General features: G+C 48.2%; 16 protein-coding genes, 2 pseudogenes and 1 other annotated feature. Of the genes and pseudogenes, 1 reads left to right on the plus strand and 17 read right to left on the minus strand.

What is annotated here, in order from left to right; translation table 11 throughout:
- Positions 1-8: 8 nt before the first annotated feature.
- From tgt to ABNN70_RS13345, 8 genes and pseudogenes are all read right to left on the minus strand, one after another.
- Positions 9-1,151 carry a tRNA guanosine(34) transglycosylase Tgt gene (tgt, locus tag ABNN70_RS13310; RefSeq protein WP_129928251.1) on the minus strand — a complete coding sequence of 381 codons (1,143 nt, stop codon included), beginning with the start codon at positions 1,149-1,151 and terminating at the stop codon, positions 9-11.
- The gene (gene queA, locus ABNN70_RS13315) at positions 1,148-2,194 is read right to left on the minus strand and encodes a tRNA preQ1(34) S-adenosylmethionine ribosyltransferase-isomerase QueA (protein WP_353948065.1); all 1,047 of its coding nucleotides are present in this window, start codon (positions 2,192-2,194) and stop codon (positions 1,148-1,150) included. Before queA ends, tgt begins: the two co-directional genes overlap by 4 nt.
- Before the next feature lie 22 nt (positions 2,195-2,216).
- Complete coding sequence (locus ABNN70_RS13320; RefSeq protein WP_129928249.1) at positions 2,217-2,417, minus strand: DUF2905 domain-containing protein; 201 nt, start codon at positions 2,415-2,417, stop codon at positions 2,217-2,219.
- 3 nt (positions 2,418-2,420) lie between these two features.
- Positions 2,421-3,424, minus strand: a pseudogene (gene ruvB / locus ABNN70_RS13325) (Holliday junction branch migration DNA helicase RuvB).
- Positions 3,425-3,439: 15 nt separating this feature from the next.
- Positions 3,440-4,030, minus strand: coding sequence for a Holliday junction branch migration protein RuvA (gene ruvA / locus ABNN70_RS13330; protein ID WP_129928247.1), 591 nt, complete (start codon positions 4,028-4,030; stop codon positions 3,440-3,442).
- Positions 4,031-4,175: 145 nt separating this feature from the next.
- A pseudogene (locus ABNN70_RS13335) lies at positions 4,176-4,900 on the minus strand (YebC/PmpR family DNA-binding transcriptional regulator).
- A 212-nt stretch (positions 4,901-5,112) separates the two neighbouring features.
- On the minus strand, positions 5,113-5,694 hold the full coding sequence (locus tag ABNN70_RS13340) for a YhcN/YlaJ family sporulation lipoprotein (RefSeq protein ID WP_353948066.1): 582 nt from the start codon (positions 5,692-5,694) through the stop codon (positions 5,113-5,115).
- Positions 5,695-5,784: 90 nt separating this feature from the next.
- Positions 5,785-7,203 carry a LysM peptidoglycan-binding domain-containing protein gene (locus ABNN70_RS13345; RefSeq protein ID WP_353948067.1) on the minus strand — a complete coding sequence of 473 codons (1,419 nt, stop codon included), beginning with the start codon at positions 7,201-7,203 and terminating at the stop codon, positions 5,785-5,787.
- A 266-nt stretch (positions 7,204-7,469) separates the two neighbouring features.
- On the opposite strand from ABNN70_RS13345, the gene ABNN70_RS13350 reads away from it, so the two are divergent.
- Positions 7,470-8,006 (plus strand): transcription repressor NadR, encoded by a 537-nt coding sequence (locus tag ABNN70_RS13350; protein WP_129928243.1) that lies wholly within the window; start codon positions 7,470-7,472, stop codon positions 8,004-8,006.
- A 104-nt stretch (positions 8,007-8,110) separates the two neighbouring features.
- Here the strand turns inward: ABNN70_RS13350 and obgE are convergent, their stop codons facing one another.
- From obgE to ABNN70_RS13395, 9 genes are all read right to left on the minus strand, one after another.
- Entirely contained in the window at positions 8,111-9,394 is a 1,284-nt protein-coding gene (gene obgE, locus ABNN70_RS13355; RefSeq protein WP_129928242.1) for a GTPase ObgE, read from the minus strand.
- Entirely contained in the window at positions 9,376-9,930 is a 555-nt protein-coding gene (locus ABNN70_RS13360) for a Spo0B C-terminal domain-containing protein (protein WP_353948068.1), read from the minus strand. Before ABNN70_RS13360 ends, obgE begins: the two co-directional genes overlap by 19 nt.
- A 162-nt stretch (positions 9,931-10,092) precedes the next feature.
- On the minus strand, positions 10,093-10,389 hold the full coding sequence (gene rpmA / locus ABNN70_RS13365) for a 50S ribosomal protein L27 (protein WP_129928240.1): 297 nt from the start codon (positions 10,387-10,389) through the stop codon (positions 10,093-10,095).
- Positions 10,376-10,732 carry a ribosomal-processing cysteine protease Prp gene (locus ABNN70_RS13370; RefSeq protein WP_353948069.1) on the minus strand — a complete coding sequence of 119 codons (357 nt, stop codon included), beginning with the start codon at positions 10,730-10,732 and terminating at the stop codon, positions 10,376-10,378. The genes rpmA and ABNN70_RS13370 overlap by 14 nt, the downstream gene beginning before the upstream one ends.
- A gap of 11 nt (positions 10,733-10,743) precedes the next feature.
- Positions 10,744-11,052 (minus strand): 50S ribosomal protein L21, encoded by a 309-nt coding sequence (rplU, locus tag ABNN70_RS13375; protein ID WP_353948070.1) that lies wholly within the window; start codon positions 11,050-11,052, stop codon positions 10,744-10,746.
- Between the two features lie 17 nt (positions 11,053-11,069).
- Positions 11,070-11,161 (minus strand) — a sequence feature (ribosomal protein L21 leader region).
- 672 nt (positions 11,162-11,833) lie between these two features.
- Complete coding sequence (locus tag ABNN70_RS13380; RefSeq protein ID WP_353948071.1) at positions 11,834-12,661, minus strand: ribonuclease E/G; 828 nt, start codon at positions 12,659-12,661, stop codon at positions 11,834-11,836.
- Positions 12,662-12,687: 26 nt separating this feature from the next.
- Positions 12,688-12,963 carry a hypothetical protein gene (locus tag ABNN70_RS13385; protein WP_353948072.1) on the minus strand — a complete coding sequence of 92 codons (276 nt, stop codon included), beginning with the start codon at positions 12,961-12,963 and terminating at the stop codon, positions 12,688-12,690.
- Positions 12,964-13,042: 79 nt separating this feature from the next.
- Complete coding sequence (locus tag ABNN70_RS13390) at positions 13,043-13,900, minus strand: site-2 protease family protein (RefSeq protein ID WP_129928236.1); 858 nt, start codon at positions 13,898-13,900, stop codon at positions 13,043-13,045.
- On the minus strand, positions 13,893-14,645 hold the full coding sequence (locus ABNN70_RS13395) for a M23 family metallopeptidase (RefSeq protein ID WP_129928235.1): 753 nt from the start codon (positions 14,643-14,645) through the stop codon (positions 13,893-13,895). The genes ABNN70_RS13390 and ABNN70_RS13395 overlap by 8 nt, the downstream gene beginning before the upstream one ends.
- Positions 14,646-14,753 lie beyond the last annotated feature (108 nt).

A 14,753-nucleotide genomic window follows, 5' to 3' on the forward strand; every position in this document is an offset into this window, starting at 1 on the left:
TAACTCATTTAAAAATTTTTCGCATCCGGTTTATTAAAACCATAGGATTCAAAAAAATCTTCTCTGAAATCCAGCAGTCGATCTGCTTTTATCGCAGAACGGACACGCCTCATTAATTTTAACAAAAAATAGAGATTATGGTAAGTAGTAAGTCGAAATCCAAATGTTTCATTGGCTTTGATCAGATGGCGGATATACGCCCGGGAATAATTCCGGCAGACCGCGCAATCACAATCGGCGTCAATCGGTCCGAAATCATGTGCATATTGGGCATTCTTGATGACCAGACGCCCATGTTCGGTCATACAGGTGCCGTTTCTGGCAATACGTGTGGGCAGGACACAGTCAAACATATCGATCCCGCGAATGACTCCGTCAATCAGTGAATCAGGGGATCCAACGCCCATCAGATAACGTGGCTTGCCTGATGGGAGCAGTGGAACGGTAAACTCCAGCATCTGATTCATATCAGCTTTGGGTTCGCCGACAGATAATCCGCCGATGGAATACCCCGGAAAATCGAGTGAAGTCAATTCCTCAGCCGATTGTTTTCTCAAATCTTTGAAGACGCCGCCCTGTACAATCCCGAATAAAGCCTGAGTTTCCGGATTTCTGTTCGCATTCAGGCCGCGTTCTGCCCACCTGCTTGTCCGCTCAACAGACTTTTTCATGTAATCCCAGGTGGACGGATAAGGCGGACATTCATCAAGGGACATCATGATATCTGAACCAAGTGCATTCTGAATCGCAATGGCTTTCTCGGGTGACAGGAACATCTTCGCACCGTTCAGATGATTACGGAAATGTACACCTTCTTCAGTAATATCGCGAATCTTACTTAAACTGAAGACCTGAAATCCCCCTGAGTCAGTCAGAATGCCCCGGTCCCAGTTCATGAAACGATGCAGACCCCCTGCTTCTCTGACAATGTCCTCCCCCGGCCGCAGCCAGAGATGATATGTATTGCTCAGGATAACCCCCGCACCGATCTCTTTTAATTCACGCGGGCTCATCGTTTTAACCGTCGCCTGGGTACCAACCGGCATAAACATGGGTGTATCAAAGGTTCCGTGCGGCGTATGGAGGCGTCCCAGTCTCGCACCGGTCCGCCGGTCCGTTTTTATCAATTCATAGGTAACCGGATCGCTCATTCGTTGTGAATTCCTTCCTCAATAAACATCGCATCGCCAAAACTAAAGAAGCGGTACTTTCCTTTCACTGCCTCCTGATAAGCCTTCAAAATAAAATCCCTTCCGGCGAAAGCAGCAACCAGCATAATTAATGTAGATTTGGGCAGATGAAAATTTGTAATCATCGCATCAATGGCTCTGTAGCGGAAACCGGGATAGATAAAGATGTCCGTCCATCCTGATGCTTCCTGATACTTTCCGTCATATTTTGCAGTAATCGTTTCAAGCGTTCGGATCACTGTGGTCCCGCAGGCAATAATCCGGTGACCTTCTGCTCTGGCTTTCGTCAATATTTCAGCAGACTGAGCTGACATCTGATAAAACTCGGAATGCATGTTATGATCCTCAATTTTCTCCACTTTTACCGGACGAAATGTACCGAGACCGACATGCAGGGTGATGAAGACGATATGTACTCCTTTTTTCTCAATCGCTTTCAGCAGCTCTTCTGTAAAATGGAGGCCGGCTGTAGGTGCCGCTGCTGAACCCCGATGTTTCGCATAGACAGTCTGATACATATTGGGATCGTCCAGCTGTTTTTTAATATATGGCGGCAGCGGCATTTTCCCCAGTTCTTCCAGAACTTCATAAAAAATACCTTCGTAATGAAACGTGACGAGCCTCCGCCCTTCATCCAGTTCCTGAGCGCAAACCGCTTCAAGCCTTCCGTCTCCAAATTGAACATGAGCGCCCTGGTGTAACCTTTTGGCCGGTTTGGCAAGGCATTCCCATGTATCACCTTCTGTCTGCTTCAGAAGAAGCAGTTCAATTTTTGCCCCTGTTTCCTCTTTATGTCCGATCAGACGGGCAGGAAGCACTTTCGTATCGTTCAGCACCAGACAGTCCCCGGGATTCAGGTAATTGATGATATCCGAAAAATGATGATGAGCGATGCGCCCGGTATTCGGATTAATTACCATTAAACGGGACGCCGCACGATCCTTCAATGGGGTCTGGGCGATCAATTCTTTCGGCAGTTCATAGTCAAAATCTGAAACGTCCATGAATTTCAGCACTCTCTTTCACTTAACGTAGATGATTAATCAGATAAAAAATTAATGAAACCACGACACTGATCACAAGACAGGTGACAATGGGAAATATGAATGTAACGTTGCCTTTTTTTATAAAAATATCACCGGGCAACCGGCCGATCAGCGGCCAGAAGAGACCAACCAAAAACAAAATCACCCCGGCCGTCATCAGAAGTTTTCCAATATCCCCCACCGTTCAGACACCCCTCTCTATGTTGAGATGCCGATAAGCAAGATCTGTCGCAATACGTCCGCGCGGTGTTCGCTGGATGAATCCGATCTGAAGCAGATAAGGTTCATGTACATCTTCAATCGTATGCCGTTCTTCGCCAATTGCAGCAGATAACGTATCCAGCCCTACAGGACCGCCATTGAATTTTCGAATGATCCCTTCAATCAGCTGATGATCGACCCGGTCAAGGCCTGAATCATCAACGTGAAGACGGCTGAGACTGGTTCTGGCTGTCTCCCTGTTTATCCGTCCATCTGCCTCAACCTGGGCAAAATCACGGATTCTTTTCAACAGCCGGTTGGCAATACGCGGCGTGCCACGAGACCGTCGGGCAATTTCGTTACAGGCATCATCATCAATCGCGGCATGAAGCACAGCAGCCGTTCTCCGGACAATTCTGGAAAGTTCCTCAGGATTATAGAACTGTAGACGGCTGATGACACCGAAGCGGTCACGGAGTGGCGGAGAAAGATACCCGGCACGTGTCGTAGCGCCTACAAGCGTAAACGGCGGAAGAGTCAGTCGAACCGAATGAGCGGTATCGTCCTTTCCAATCACAATGTCCATGCAGAAATCTTCCATTGCAGGATAGAGGACTTCCTCGATGTGGCGGCTGAGCCGGTGAATTTCGTCAATAAACAGGACATCACCCGGCTCAAGAGACGAAAGAATGGCAGCCAGATCCCCGGACGTTCAAGTGCCGGTCCGGATGTGGTCCGTATATTCGTCCCCATCTCTGTGGCAATAATCATTGCCAGTGTTGTTTTGCCAAGCCCCGGCGGTCCATAGAGCAGTACGTGATCGAGGGGTTCATTTCTCTCCTTCGCGGCCCGGATAAAGACTTTAAGATTCCTTTTTAAATCATCCTGACCTACATAATGATCGAGGTCGGTCGGCCGGATAGACTGTTCCATTCCATTATCTTCATTTGTGGATTCACTTGACAGCAGTCGATCGGCACCTTCCATAGTATTCACCTGCTTTCATCGCCTGACCATCAGACGAAGCGCTTCTTTCACATAATTTTCAGCGGATAATTCCTTCTTTTTCAATTCAGGCATCACTTTGTTGATTTCCCGCTCAGAATACCCCAGCATTTTCAAAGCATCAATGGCTTCGTTCAAAGCGGAGCTCTGCGTCTCTCCCGCTGATTCACTGCGCTGGAGGGCAGCAGAATTCGCTATCTTTCCCTTTAAATCCAATATAATCTGTGCAGCTGTTTTTTTACCTATGCCGGGAAAACGGGTCAGATATTTATCGTCTTTTGCCTCAATGGCCTGAATAATGCTTTCCGGACTTCCCGAAGCAAGAACAGCAAGCGCACTCTTCGGCCCAATTCCGGAAACCGTTAACAGCCGGATAAATAACTCACGTTCATCACGGGACTTAAAACCGAAGAGCAGCATCGCATCTTCCCGGACATATTGGTAAATATAAACCTTTATTTCATGGTTAAGGGACGTCTGCCAGGTAAAAGGATTGGCACAGACAACTTTGAATCCGATCCCGTTCTGTTCGATGACAATCCCGTTTCCCGACAGCCAGGTCAGGATTCCTTTTATATAGTCAAACACTCACGAAACTCCTCCAGCCTCACGCGGCCCGTACATTCACTCAATATCATAGCACACAGAACCGTGGTCTCACAAAAAACGCAAAAGAAAAAGAGCATTCAGGCTGAATGCTCGAGTCTGATTTTTTTAACAGCCGGTAATTCAATCAGGCTTCTTCCAGGTTACTGTAAATATCCTGGACATCGTCATTGTTTTCCAGAGCATCCATCAGGTTCTGCATTTTTTCAAGGTCTTTACCATTCAGCGCTGTTTTCGTTTTGGGAACCATAGCCACTTCTGCCCTGTCTATCTCATATTGCTTTTCTTCAAGTGCTTTTTTCACATCTTCAAAAGCTGACGGCGCCGTTATGATAATGAAACGATCCTCCCTGGATTTCAGATCGTCCGCCCCGCATCGAGTGCATCCATCATCAACTGATCTTCATCAAGGCCCTCTTTTTTCTCGATTTCTATCAGGCCCTGCTGATCAAACATAAAGGCTACACTTCCGGATTCACCCAGATTGCCCCCGCTTTTTGTAAAGGCGTGTCTGATCTCGGAGGCCGAGCGATTCCTGTTATCCGTAAGCACGTCAACCATCACGGCAACACCGCCTGGTCCATACCCTTCGTACGTGATCTCACTGTAGCTGACACCGTCAAGATTTCCTGTCGCTTTTTTGATTGCCCGGGAAATGTTGTCATTAGGCATGTTCTCTGCTTTAGCTTTTTCAATTGCATGGCGCAGGCCGGCATTCATATCCGGATCGCCGCCCCCATGTTTTGCCTCGAGATAAATATCTTTGGAAAGCTTCATAAAGATTTTTCCGCGAATGGCATCCATAGCGTTTTTCTTATGCTGTATATTATTCCATTTTGAATGTCCGGACATATTTTTTCCCCTCTCATTGATTCTTTATGTCTGGTCAGAAAAGAAGGCGCAAATCAAGCCGCACAGCCCTTGACCGGCCACGCAGCTGATAACGTCTGATCTCTGTTCCAATTCTCTGAACCCTGATCCAAACACGTTTCCGTAATTATTATACATATTTTTGCTTATGAAAAAAAGAGCAAGGGCAACCCCCTACTCTTTTCTCCACAGAATTATCTGTCGTTGTTTTCAAACGGGCGTTTCAGTGCGTTCGCCAGATCATCGATAATCCCTGTTATATCGGCACCTGCTTCACGCATGCCCCGTCGTCCTGCATTAAAATTTGTTTCTGCTGTCGTAATTCGGTTTACATAACGTGTATCAGATGTCACATAGACCCGCCTGTCACCTGTGATCGGTTTGATTGCGGCACGGACCTTTTTCTCAACATCCTCGTTATTCGTCCCGGCATTTTCAGGAACGACACCTACCGCCACATTGTTTCTACTGACAATGGCATGAGCCCTGTCTACACCTGGAACCGCATCAGCGCGTTGAGCAATCCGTTGCGCAAGACGGCGTTCCTGACCATAACCAGGACGACCCTGACTCCGATCCTGAGCCATATTGTTGTTTACATTGTCCGGCGTACCCGGATCATTCGTGAAATTCCGGTCATTTTGGTCGGCCGTCCGGAAAGTGACATTTCGCATCCCGTCCCGATTTTTATCATACGCTGCATTGTCCGGCTGACATCCAAATAAAACACCACTCAGAGTGAGAACCGAACCCATAGTCAATAGTGTCCTTTTCAAAATAAAATCCCCCTTTCGCCTTTATCTTGTGTGGGAAAAGGGGAATTTACGCTGATGAATTTTTACCGGATATTTAGATAAAAATGGCATTTATTTTTTCTTATTGGCATCATTGTCATTTACGGACTTATAAGCCGGTTTATGTGACACAGGTGACTGCGTATAAGGCGACTGCGGAGGCTGGTTTCCACCATAATATCCCGCCACCGGCATATTGCCGAACGGGGTGTACGGCGCATGCTGAACTGGATAGCTTCCCGTGCCGCCACAATTACAGGGTTTTTTCGACTGATTCGGCATCATATAGGGATAAGGATAGCCTCCGATTGTTCCCTGAGCACCGACAGGATTCATCTTTCCTGACGATTTTCCAGCCGTCGGGTAGGGAAAAGAGGCGGGTGATACGTTCGTCGCTTTCATTCCGCCAATGGGTTTTTCAGGAGAAACGGCTCCCTGCGCAAGAAACGGGTAGTTATTCTTTGGTTTCTGTGCCGGTTTATAAATGTTCTCTGACGGATTGGCGGGCAAACCCGATTTGTTTACTGGCTTTTTCCCGGATGCCGGCTGGCTCTCTGCCGGTTTTTTTTTCATCTGTGCTGACGGGCTGGTCGGGTACATCTGCGTGGCAGGACTTACCGCCGGCCATGGATTAGCCTGTGACGCCGGACTCGTCGCCGTTGGATTCGGCTGATAAGCAGGACTTGCCATTGGCCACGGATTAGCCTGTGACGCCGGACTCGTCGCCGTTGGATTCGGCTGATAAGCAGGACTTACCGCCGGCCATGGATTAGCCTGTGACGCCGGACTCGTCGCCGTTGGATTCGGCTGATAAGCAGGACTTGCCGCCGGCCACGGATTAGCCTGAGTCGACGGACTCGTCGCCGTTGGATTCGGCTGATAAGCAGGACTTGCCGCCGGCCACGGATTAGCCTGTGACGCCGGACTCGTCGCCGTTGGATTCGGCTGATAAGCAGGACTTGCCGCCGGCCACGGATTAGCCTGAGTCGACGGGCTCACATCAGACCAGTGATTCCCCATTTGATACGGACTGACAGGATTTGTCGCTGAAGGGTCAGTCTGCAGAAAAGGAAAAACCGGTACCTGATTCATATCATGGGCGCTATACGAAAGCGCGTTGCCTGCAGCCGAATAATCCCCTTCCTTCGGATAAAAGATATCTTTAAATTCCTCCTTTTCTTTCTCCGGATTTGCGGAAGGCTGATTCAACCCGGCTAACGCTCCCGGATTGGTTTCGGTCTGCTGAGAGGCAGACTGGGGCACGGATGTATTGGGCATGTCTTCCGCCGGTAAAACCTCAGGCTTTTCCGTCCGGACCGCGCTGGATACTTTAATTGCCTGTTTCTCTCCGCTGACTTTAATCTTCATGCCTCGATAAAGCGGACGTTCTTCAAGGTCAGGATTCAATTTTTTTAATTCTTCAAGCGTCATGCTATGTTTTTCTGCAATTCCGGCAGCTGAATCGCCTTGCTGTACCACATATAATTTCACGGTTTTCATCCTTTCCTGTGAAAGTCATTTTATGTATATGGCAGACCTGGGCTTTTTGCCACTTTTTTATAGAAAACCTGGCGAAGCGAGGCCCCTGGCACCGGCTGAGCCCCATGCCCTTACACGAAATATGTAAAATTTTTGTCCTTTCTCATCGCGTAAAAAATGTGGAGCTGCATCATGATCCATTGAGCGTCCCCCTGTGCAGAAAATGAGATTTTGCTTATAATGATAACTAAATGATTCATTTTCGAAAGGACATGCTTATGACCCGAACCCGAGAAAGAAAATTATCTGCTTCAGCAAGGCGACGGAAAGTGCTTGGCTGTCTGTCCGCATCTTCCAGGCCAATAACAGGCGGGGAACTCGCCGACAAAATGGCCGTCAGCCGTCAGGTGATCGTTCAGGATATATCGCTTCTCAGAGCCAGAAATCACCCAATCATCGCGACGTCTCAGGGATACTTGTTTCTTTCCGGAGAAAAGCCAGGTACCAGAACACGCGTTGTTGCCTGCCGACACACCCTTGAAGAAACTGAAGATGAGCTTAATCTGATCGTTGACTGCGGCGTTACGGTAGTCAATGTTACAGTTGAACATCCGCTCTATGGCGAGATCACCGGTTCGCTGATGATCCGAAACCGTACAGATGTCAGACTGTTCATCAGCAAGCTGCATCAGACTAATGCCTCTCTTCTTTCATCACTGACTAAAGGAGTCCATCTTCATCAGCTTGAAGCTGCTGAACAGGGGCAACTGGATCGTGCTGTCAGCGCCCTGAAAAAAGCGGGATATTTGTTGTAAAGAAAATCTGGCAACCGGCGAGCCACTGGCGGTATCGCGATTGCCGGGTTTTCTGAACCTTTTCCCGCCATAATCAAAAACACGGCCGAACTGGCCGCGTTCCTTTAATCCGTATATTCAAACTCATAATCCATAATGCGCACGGTGTCGCCATCGGTCACGCCTTTTTTTCTCAAAGCATCGTCAACCCCCATACCACGCAGTTGCCTGGCAAATCTCCTGATTGCTTCATCATGATGAAAATTGGTCATTTTAAACAGCAGCTCGACTTTCGGACCAGAGACATTAAAGACGCCGTCACTTTCACGTGTAATCGTAAAGGGGGCTTCTTCCTTTTTCATCGTGTATACAGTAGACCTGGCTTCTTCCTGCTTCTCATGCACAGGAAATGACGGTGTCTTGCCGATCTGTTCAAACACAGCATGTATCAAAGATTTCAAGCCTGAATGCGTAACAGACGATACTGGAAAAACAGGTACTAGCGGTCCGACTTTTTTTCTGAACGCCTCCAGGTTCTTCTCTGCGCCGGGAAGATCCATTTTGCTTGCCGCGACAATCTGCGGCCGGTCAATCAAATGCCACTGATAGCTCTTTAACTCTTCATTAATCTTTTTATAATCATCAAAAGGGTCACGACCCTCCATTCCGGACATGTCGACCACATGAACAATCACGCGGGTACGTTCGATATGACGTAAAAACTGATACCCGAGACCTGCGCCCTGACTTGCTCCCTCAATTAAGCCGGGTAAATCAGCGATCACAAAACTGCTTCCCTCATCCACATTCACAACGCCAAGATTCGGAACCAGTGTGGTAAAATGATACGCTGCGATTTTAGGCCTGGCCGAAGTAATGGCAGCAAGCAGCGTCGATTTCCCTACACTTGGAAAACCGACCATCCCGGCATCAGCAAGCAGTTTCAGTTCAAGACTGATTTCATGTTCCTCACCTGGCGCACCGTTTTCCGAAATATAAGGTGCAGGGTTGGCCGGTGTGGAAAAGCGCGTATTTCCTCTGCCACCTCTTCCTCCTGATGCAATCACAGCACGTTGCCCGTTTTCCGTTAAATCCGCGATCAATTGTCCGGTATCTCTGTCCCGGACAACCGTTCCCGGCGGAACCTGTACGACCAGAGGGGCGGCGTTCTTCCCGTGCTGATTTTTCGGCCGACCATTTTCTCCTTTGCTGCCTTTGAAATGGCGCTTATATCGAAAGTCCATTAATGTCCGCAAACCCTCATTCACCTGAAAAATGACATCGGCGCCCTTTCCGCCGTCGCCACCTGCCGGCCCGCCATCGGGGACGTATTTTTCCCGTCTGAAAGCGACCATTCCGTTTCCGCCATCGCCGCCTTTAACATACACATTCACCTGATCAACAAACACAGGATCCACCTCATTTCATTATCAGACTTTCCTTTTGTCAGATAGTGTTCAACCCATCGCAGGGATTGATTCAGATCTGTTTTTTTCATTTCATCCATCATGGTCTCCGCATCACAGAGCTGGCCTTCAAAAGTAACATGAAGATACACGTGTGCGGGTACGGCTTCCAGTTCGATATGAACCGTATTATCCGTAAATTCGGAGGCATGCTGATCCAGCTTCTGAATCAGCAGATTCAAAAAGGCATGCAGGGATTCATCACATTCTGACAGATTTCTTTCAGGTCCGGAAACACTGTAACTCAGTCGATACGGGTGTGGAAACCAGCTGGAAGTGACCAGAAAAAAGGAGCTTTTTGGCATTTGCAGATGGGAAAGATGTGCCTGATGGATCAGCCGGTCTGTCAGCCGGCTGATCACCTCATTCGCATGTTCCATCTGATTCATATAGATATACCCTTTGATAAGCTGCAGATCATTTAACAGCATGTGCCTCGCAGCTCCAATCAATTTGATGCCTGTCTCTTCACTGATCATCCATATCGCCTGCCGTTTCTGATCTTTATCCAAGTATAGCAGAAAACAGCCGGAATGATTTTTAATCAGTCCCTGTTTATCAGCCCAAAAAAGCAGCCGGAATGTTTTTTGCAGATACAAAAAACCTCCGGCTGCTCTTCATATACAGGTATACGTTCAGGCTTACGCCTCAATAACAGCGTCAACAGGATATACACTGACTCTTTTACGGTCCCGGCCAAATTTCTCAAATTTAACAACGCCGTCTGCTTTGGCAAACAATGTATCATCACCGCCGCGTCCGACATTTGCTCCCGGGTAAATCTTCGTCCCGCGCTGACGGAACAGGATAGAACCACCTGTAACCTTCTGACCGTCTGCCCTTTTGGCGCCGAGGCGCTTTGAGATCGAGTCCCGACCGTTTTTCGTACTGCCGACACCTTTTTTGGATGAAAAGTACTGAAGATCAAGTTTCAACATAATGGGTACCTCCTTTATCAATAATTCGGATATATGTTCCGTAAGAGTGCTCTATCGTTCTCATGGAGACAAGCATGGCTTCGAGAATCAGGCGCGCCTTCCCCATCTTCCCGACATGTGCCTGATCAGGAAGGCGGCAACTCAGGAAACCACCTTCTCCTGACAGATTCACCTGTGGCCTGATTCCGGTCAGCTGTTCAACAGCATTCAGTGCCCCAAAAGAGACCGCTGAAGCGCCTGCACAGACCAGATCATAGCCATGAGGGCCACTGCCTGCATGGCCGCTCATCGTAAATCCCCGGATCAGGCCGTCAGGATCTCTGACTACCTTGAGTGTGATCATTAACGGTCACCTCAGGCATTGATCTTTTCGATGGTTACTTTTGTAAACGGCTGTCTGTGTCCCTGTTTCCGGCGATAGTTTTTTCTCTTCTTAAATTTAAAAACAATGATCTTTTTACTGCGACCCTGTTCTTCAACTTTAGCTGTGACACTGGCACCTTCAACAGTTGGGGAGCCGACTTTTGCTTCATCCCCGCCGACAAAGAGAACCTTATCAAAAGTTACCGTTTCGCCTGCTTCAGCCGGAAGTTTTTCAACAAAAACTGTCTGGCCTTCTTCGACCTTCAGCTGCTTACCGCCTGTTTCGATAATTGCATACATCCCTGCTGCACCTCCTTCTGTATTCTCAGACTCGCCGGATACGGCAGCCTGACGGCATTTGTGGAACAGATGAGCCTGTCCCGCCTATTCCGTGCGGTTGGAGCGAGATGCTCCATGTCATTATCCATCAGACAATAACATATGTACTTTATCATAATGATGAATCAGAAGTCAAGACATTTTTTCAGTGAGCTTTTTGTGATGTTGATTTTTTTCGCCACACCAATCCAAGTGGCACAGCTTTTTCCCGATGCTCAGGGGTTTGCCTTCTCGCCGGGCAAATCTTCTTCAACGTATTGCGATCCTTTGAAAGTCGCAGGTCATTTCCCATCTTGCAGGGGCCTTCATCTCACTTACTTGTCATAAGATGTTCTGTCCTGAGAGCAAAAAGTGAAATAAGCGGATATTTTCCGGTTAGGGTCAGGACGGAACGCTCTCCAGGGGATATATAAGCGGAGATTTTCCGCTTATGCCAGAGAAAAAGCTCCATTTTCCCGTCTTCTGAGTCAATAGGCGGAGCCTCTCCGTCTATTCTAACTATTCTTAAATATAATGACTCAGTAAGCGGAATTTTTCCGTTTATTCATCGGATCATGTGCTTAACCTGATCCCCCAGCCGCCAGGTCGTCACTCCCACCCGTATTTTTCATATGAGGATACATTTCCCCAATCGTCCCTGATTATTGATTGTACAAATTCAGATTTATTTTGGGAGAAAATAATTTCAGAACGCCTTATCGTCCCTTTTAACACAGGGTGTCCCCCACATCCTAATGAGCCTTCAGTTACGATCTGCTGCTTCTCTTCGTGTTCTTTTTCTCGTCAGCTCAACAAGACCCATTTCGGAATAACCGAAAATTTTTACTGTCGCAGGATCCTGTGCGGTCACCCGTTCCAGCTCATCAATCACCCGGTCACGGTTTTCGTGCTTATGAAGGCGCAGAAAATCAACTGCCACCATGCCTCCGATCCCTCTGAGCCTGAGCTGCCTTCCAATTTCGCGCGCCGCATCCAGATTGATGGACAGGGCTTGCTCCTCCCAATGGTCACCGACGACTCTCGAACCGGTATTGACGTCGATTGCTGTCAGTGCAGCCGTGTGTTCAATGGCGATTGATGCACCTTTCGGGAGCGGAACACCCGGCTGTTCAACGGATCTCCATATTTTTTCAAGATCATGGACAGCAAATAAATTGTCAGCCGGCTCGTAAATCATATCCACGCCCGCCGAGATCTTCTCATCGTTATCCACCGGAATATTGCTGAAAACCGTGCAGGACTCCGGCCGGTGATTTTCATTCAGGATAGAACTGAGTAAAGAGAGACGGCGGCAAACCCGTCCCGGCGCTTTCATGGCGGCGGACCGTTTTAAAAGAGACCGCCATTCTGAGCGCAACTGATTCAGTTCCCGGATCAGGACCGCGGCTGATTTTCTACCCGCTTTTGACCGGACAATAATCCCTTCAGGGGTCCTCAGCCATCCGGCAATCTCTTTTCTTAAACATTCCCGTTCTTCATGATCTAATTGATGTGAGATGGCTACATAGTTACTGTTCGGCAGGTAAACCAGATGATCACCGGATAGCTGGATCTTCTCTGTCAGCTGCACAGGCTTTTCTCTTCCTGCTTCTTTGTCTACCTGGACAAGCCTGTACGTACCGGGGAAGGAGCTTCGCCGGTGATTTTATCTGACGGGAGAAAACCTGAGACTTTCTCTCCGAGATCGACAAACCATCCCAGAGCCCGCCGTCTGGCCTCTTTTACTCTGCCGACAAACAGATCATCCAGCAGAGGCTCCGCCAGTGAATGGACAAAATAAAAAGAACGGACGACGCCGTCTTCAATATAAGCAGCCCTGATGCGGCCGCCCGGTCCCTGATCCATGACAACAGATACATCTTTGCCGCGCATGTTGCACCCCACCCTCACCTTCCGGATCTCGAACACATTATCGCAAAATCAATGCCGTCCTGCAAGATGAACCCATCTGCTAATCATCTGCTGGAAAACGATAATCCTCTAACTTTCCTCCTGAACAGCGTCCACTAAAAAACGCCGACACAAGTGCTTTACCGTTTATTTCTTTTCCCTTTTCCCCCACGATACGAATCTTATGCTCTGAATTTCTGTAAAAGCCGGAAAAAACGGATGTAATCGGCTCGTCAGGCTGAGCATAGATCCATCTGTTCATCCGAAATACTTTTTTCCTGTTTGACATGGCCATAAGAAAGCGGAGAAAATGCAGAGGAATGACCTGTCGTTCTTTATAGATGGACAGAGAGATAAAGGCAATCATCACCCACAGATTTACGGAAAATCTGTAGTATATGAGCATGATGATACTGAATAGGACAAGGCCCAGACAGGAGAAGAGCAAAACCCGGTAATAAGCCGATTTGTAAGGGTACAGTCTCTCCAGAAACAGATGCAGCAGTCTCCCTCCGTCAAGTGGCCAGACAGGCAGCAGATTAAACAGCAGAAGCGCCATGTTCTGGCTCGTCAGGATCTGGTGCTGAGCCGGACCCCAGAAGGGCAGGGCCAGCATAGCCTGTGACAGAAAGGGCAGCCAGAGATGCTGAAGCGGGCCACTGATGATGACAATAAATTCCTGGACGAATGCAACATCCCTTCCCCCATCAATCCGTGCGACACCGCCAAAGGGCAGCAGCTCAATTTCCAATACATGCCATCCGAAACGACGGGCTGCCGCCGCATGCCCGCACTCATGAATCAGAACAATAGAAAAAGCGATGACTGTCTCCCATAGATAGCCGGTCAGCCCACCCATTGCCATAACCAGCCAGAACACAGGATGAATACGCATTCTGGATGACAGAAATTTAATCAAAAGACATCACCTGAATCGGATCGATGAACTTTTCCTCCTTCTTCAGGGCAAAATAAAAATTCCCTTTTTTATCTCCCGAAGTGGTCCCGATCTTCTGCCCCTTCTTAACCGTTTCATAAACTTTCACTTTTGTTTCATCCAGTTTTCCATACCATGATTCTGTATTGTCCTTGTGCTGGATCACGACCGTTCGCCCGCTATCTTTCTTCTCACCTGCAAATACAACCAGCCCGTCCTGTACGGCACTGACTTCAGAATGGGAAGTTGTTGATACCGTGACGCCCTTGGTTTTATTATTGTATGTCCCTGTAATCTCTCCGTTTACCGGGACAGCATATTCAGTCTTCTTTTCAGGTTCGGCGACCTGACCTTCTACATTCTGCTGCTTCTTATTCAGGTCAGGCAGAAACCCTACAGGTTCGCCAAGATTTTTCTGATACCAGTCTGCCACTGCGGCAAACTGGAATTCATGAGACATCGCCGTTTCAATGGACGATTGAATCCTCTGAAATCTCTCATGATCCTGCCGGTTAATCCAGGAGACCGCCAGGACGAGAACTGCCGCCAGGACGCACCTGATTAAAAAACGATTCGGTCCGCCCGATGGCCTGTCCTTCATTTCTTTAGCAGCATATCGTTCATAAGGCTCGAACGATTTCGGACCTTGATGGCTCGAAGTGGTTAAGCCGGTACGTTTCCTCTTTCTGTCCATGTGTCTTTTTTTGTATGCTTCATAAGCACCCATAACGTGCCCTCCTGTGCCTGTCCTATGTTAGACCTTATGCACAGGGGTCTTCTTTTATGATGGGTTGGACTTCATCATCCCAGCATGGACTAAAAAAAACGGACCTTA

Source organism: Sporolactobacillus sp. Y61 (assembly GCF_040529185.1).
In the GTDB taxonomy this organism is placed as follows: Bacteria; Bacillota; Bacilli; order Bacillales; family Sporolactobacillaceae; genus Sporolactobacillus.

What these genes read in the sequence shown, in the direction of transcription:
- queA (WP_353948065.1), bottom strand. Translation starts at nt 2,194, where the DNA reads ATGGACGTTTCAGATTTTGACTATGAACTGCCGAAAGAATTGATCGCC.
- ABNN70_RS13360 (WP_353948068.1), bottom strand. Translation starts at nt 9,930, where the DNA reads ATGATCAGTGAAGAGACAGGCATCAAATTGATTGGAGCTGCGAGGCAC.
- ABNN70_RS13370 (WP_353948069.1), bottom strand. Translation starts at nt 10,732, where the DNA reads ATGATCACACTCAAGGTAGTCAGAGATCCTGACGGCCTGATCCGGGGA.
- rpmA (WP_129928240.1), bottom strand. Translation starts at nt 10,389, where the DNA reads ATGTTGAAACTTGATCTTCAGTACTTTTCATCCAAAAAAGGTGTCGGC.
- tgt (WP_129928251.1), bottom strand. Translation starts at nt 1,151, where the DNA reads ATGAGCGATCCGGTTACCTATGAATTGATAAAAACGGACCGGCGGACC.
- ABNN70_RS13395 (WP_129928235.1), bottom strand. Translation starts at nt 14,645, where the DNA reads ATGGGTGCTTATGAAGCATACAAAAAAAGACACATGGACAGAAAGAGG.
- rplU (WP_353948070.1), bottom strand. Translation starts at nt 11,052, where the DNA reads ATGTATGCAATTATCGAAACAGGCGGTAAGCAGCTGAAGGTCGAAGAA.
- ABNN70_RS13385 (WP_353948072.1), bottom strand. Translation starts at nt 12,963, where the DNA reads ATGCGCGGCAAAGATGTATCTGTTGTCATGGATCAGGGACCGGGCGGC.
- ABNN70_RS13350 (WP_129928243.1), top strand. Translation starts at nt 7,470, where the DNA reads ATGACCCGAACCCGAGAAAGAAAATTATCTGCTTCAGCAAGGCGACGG.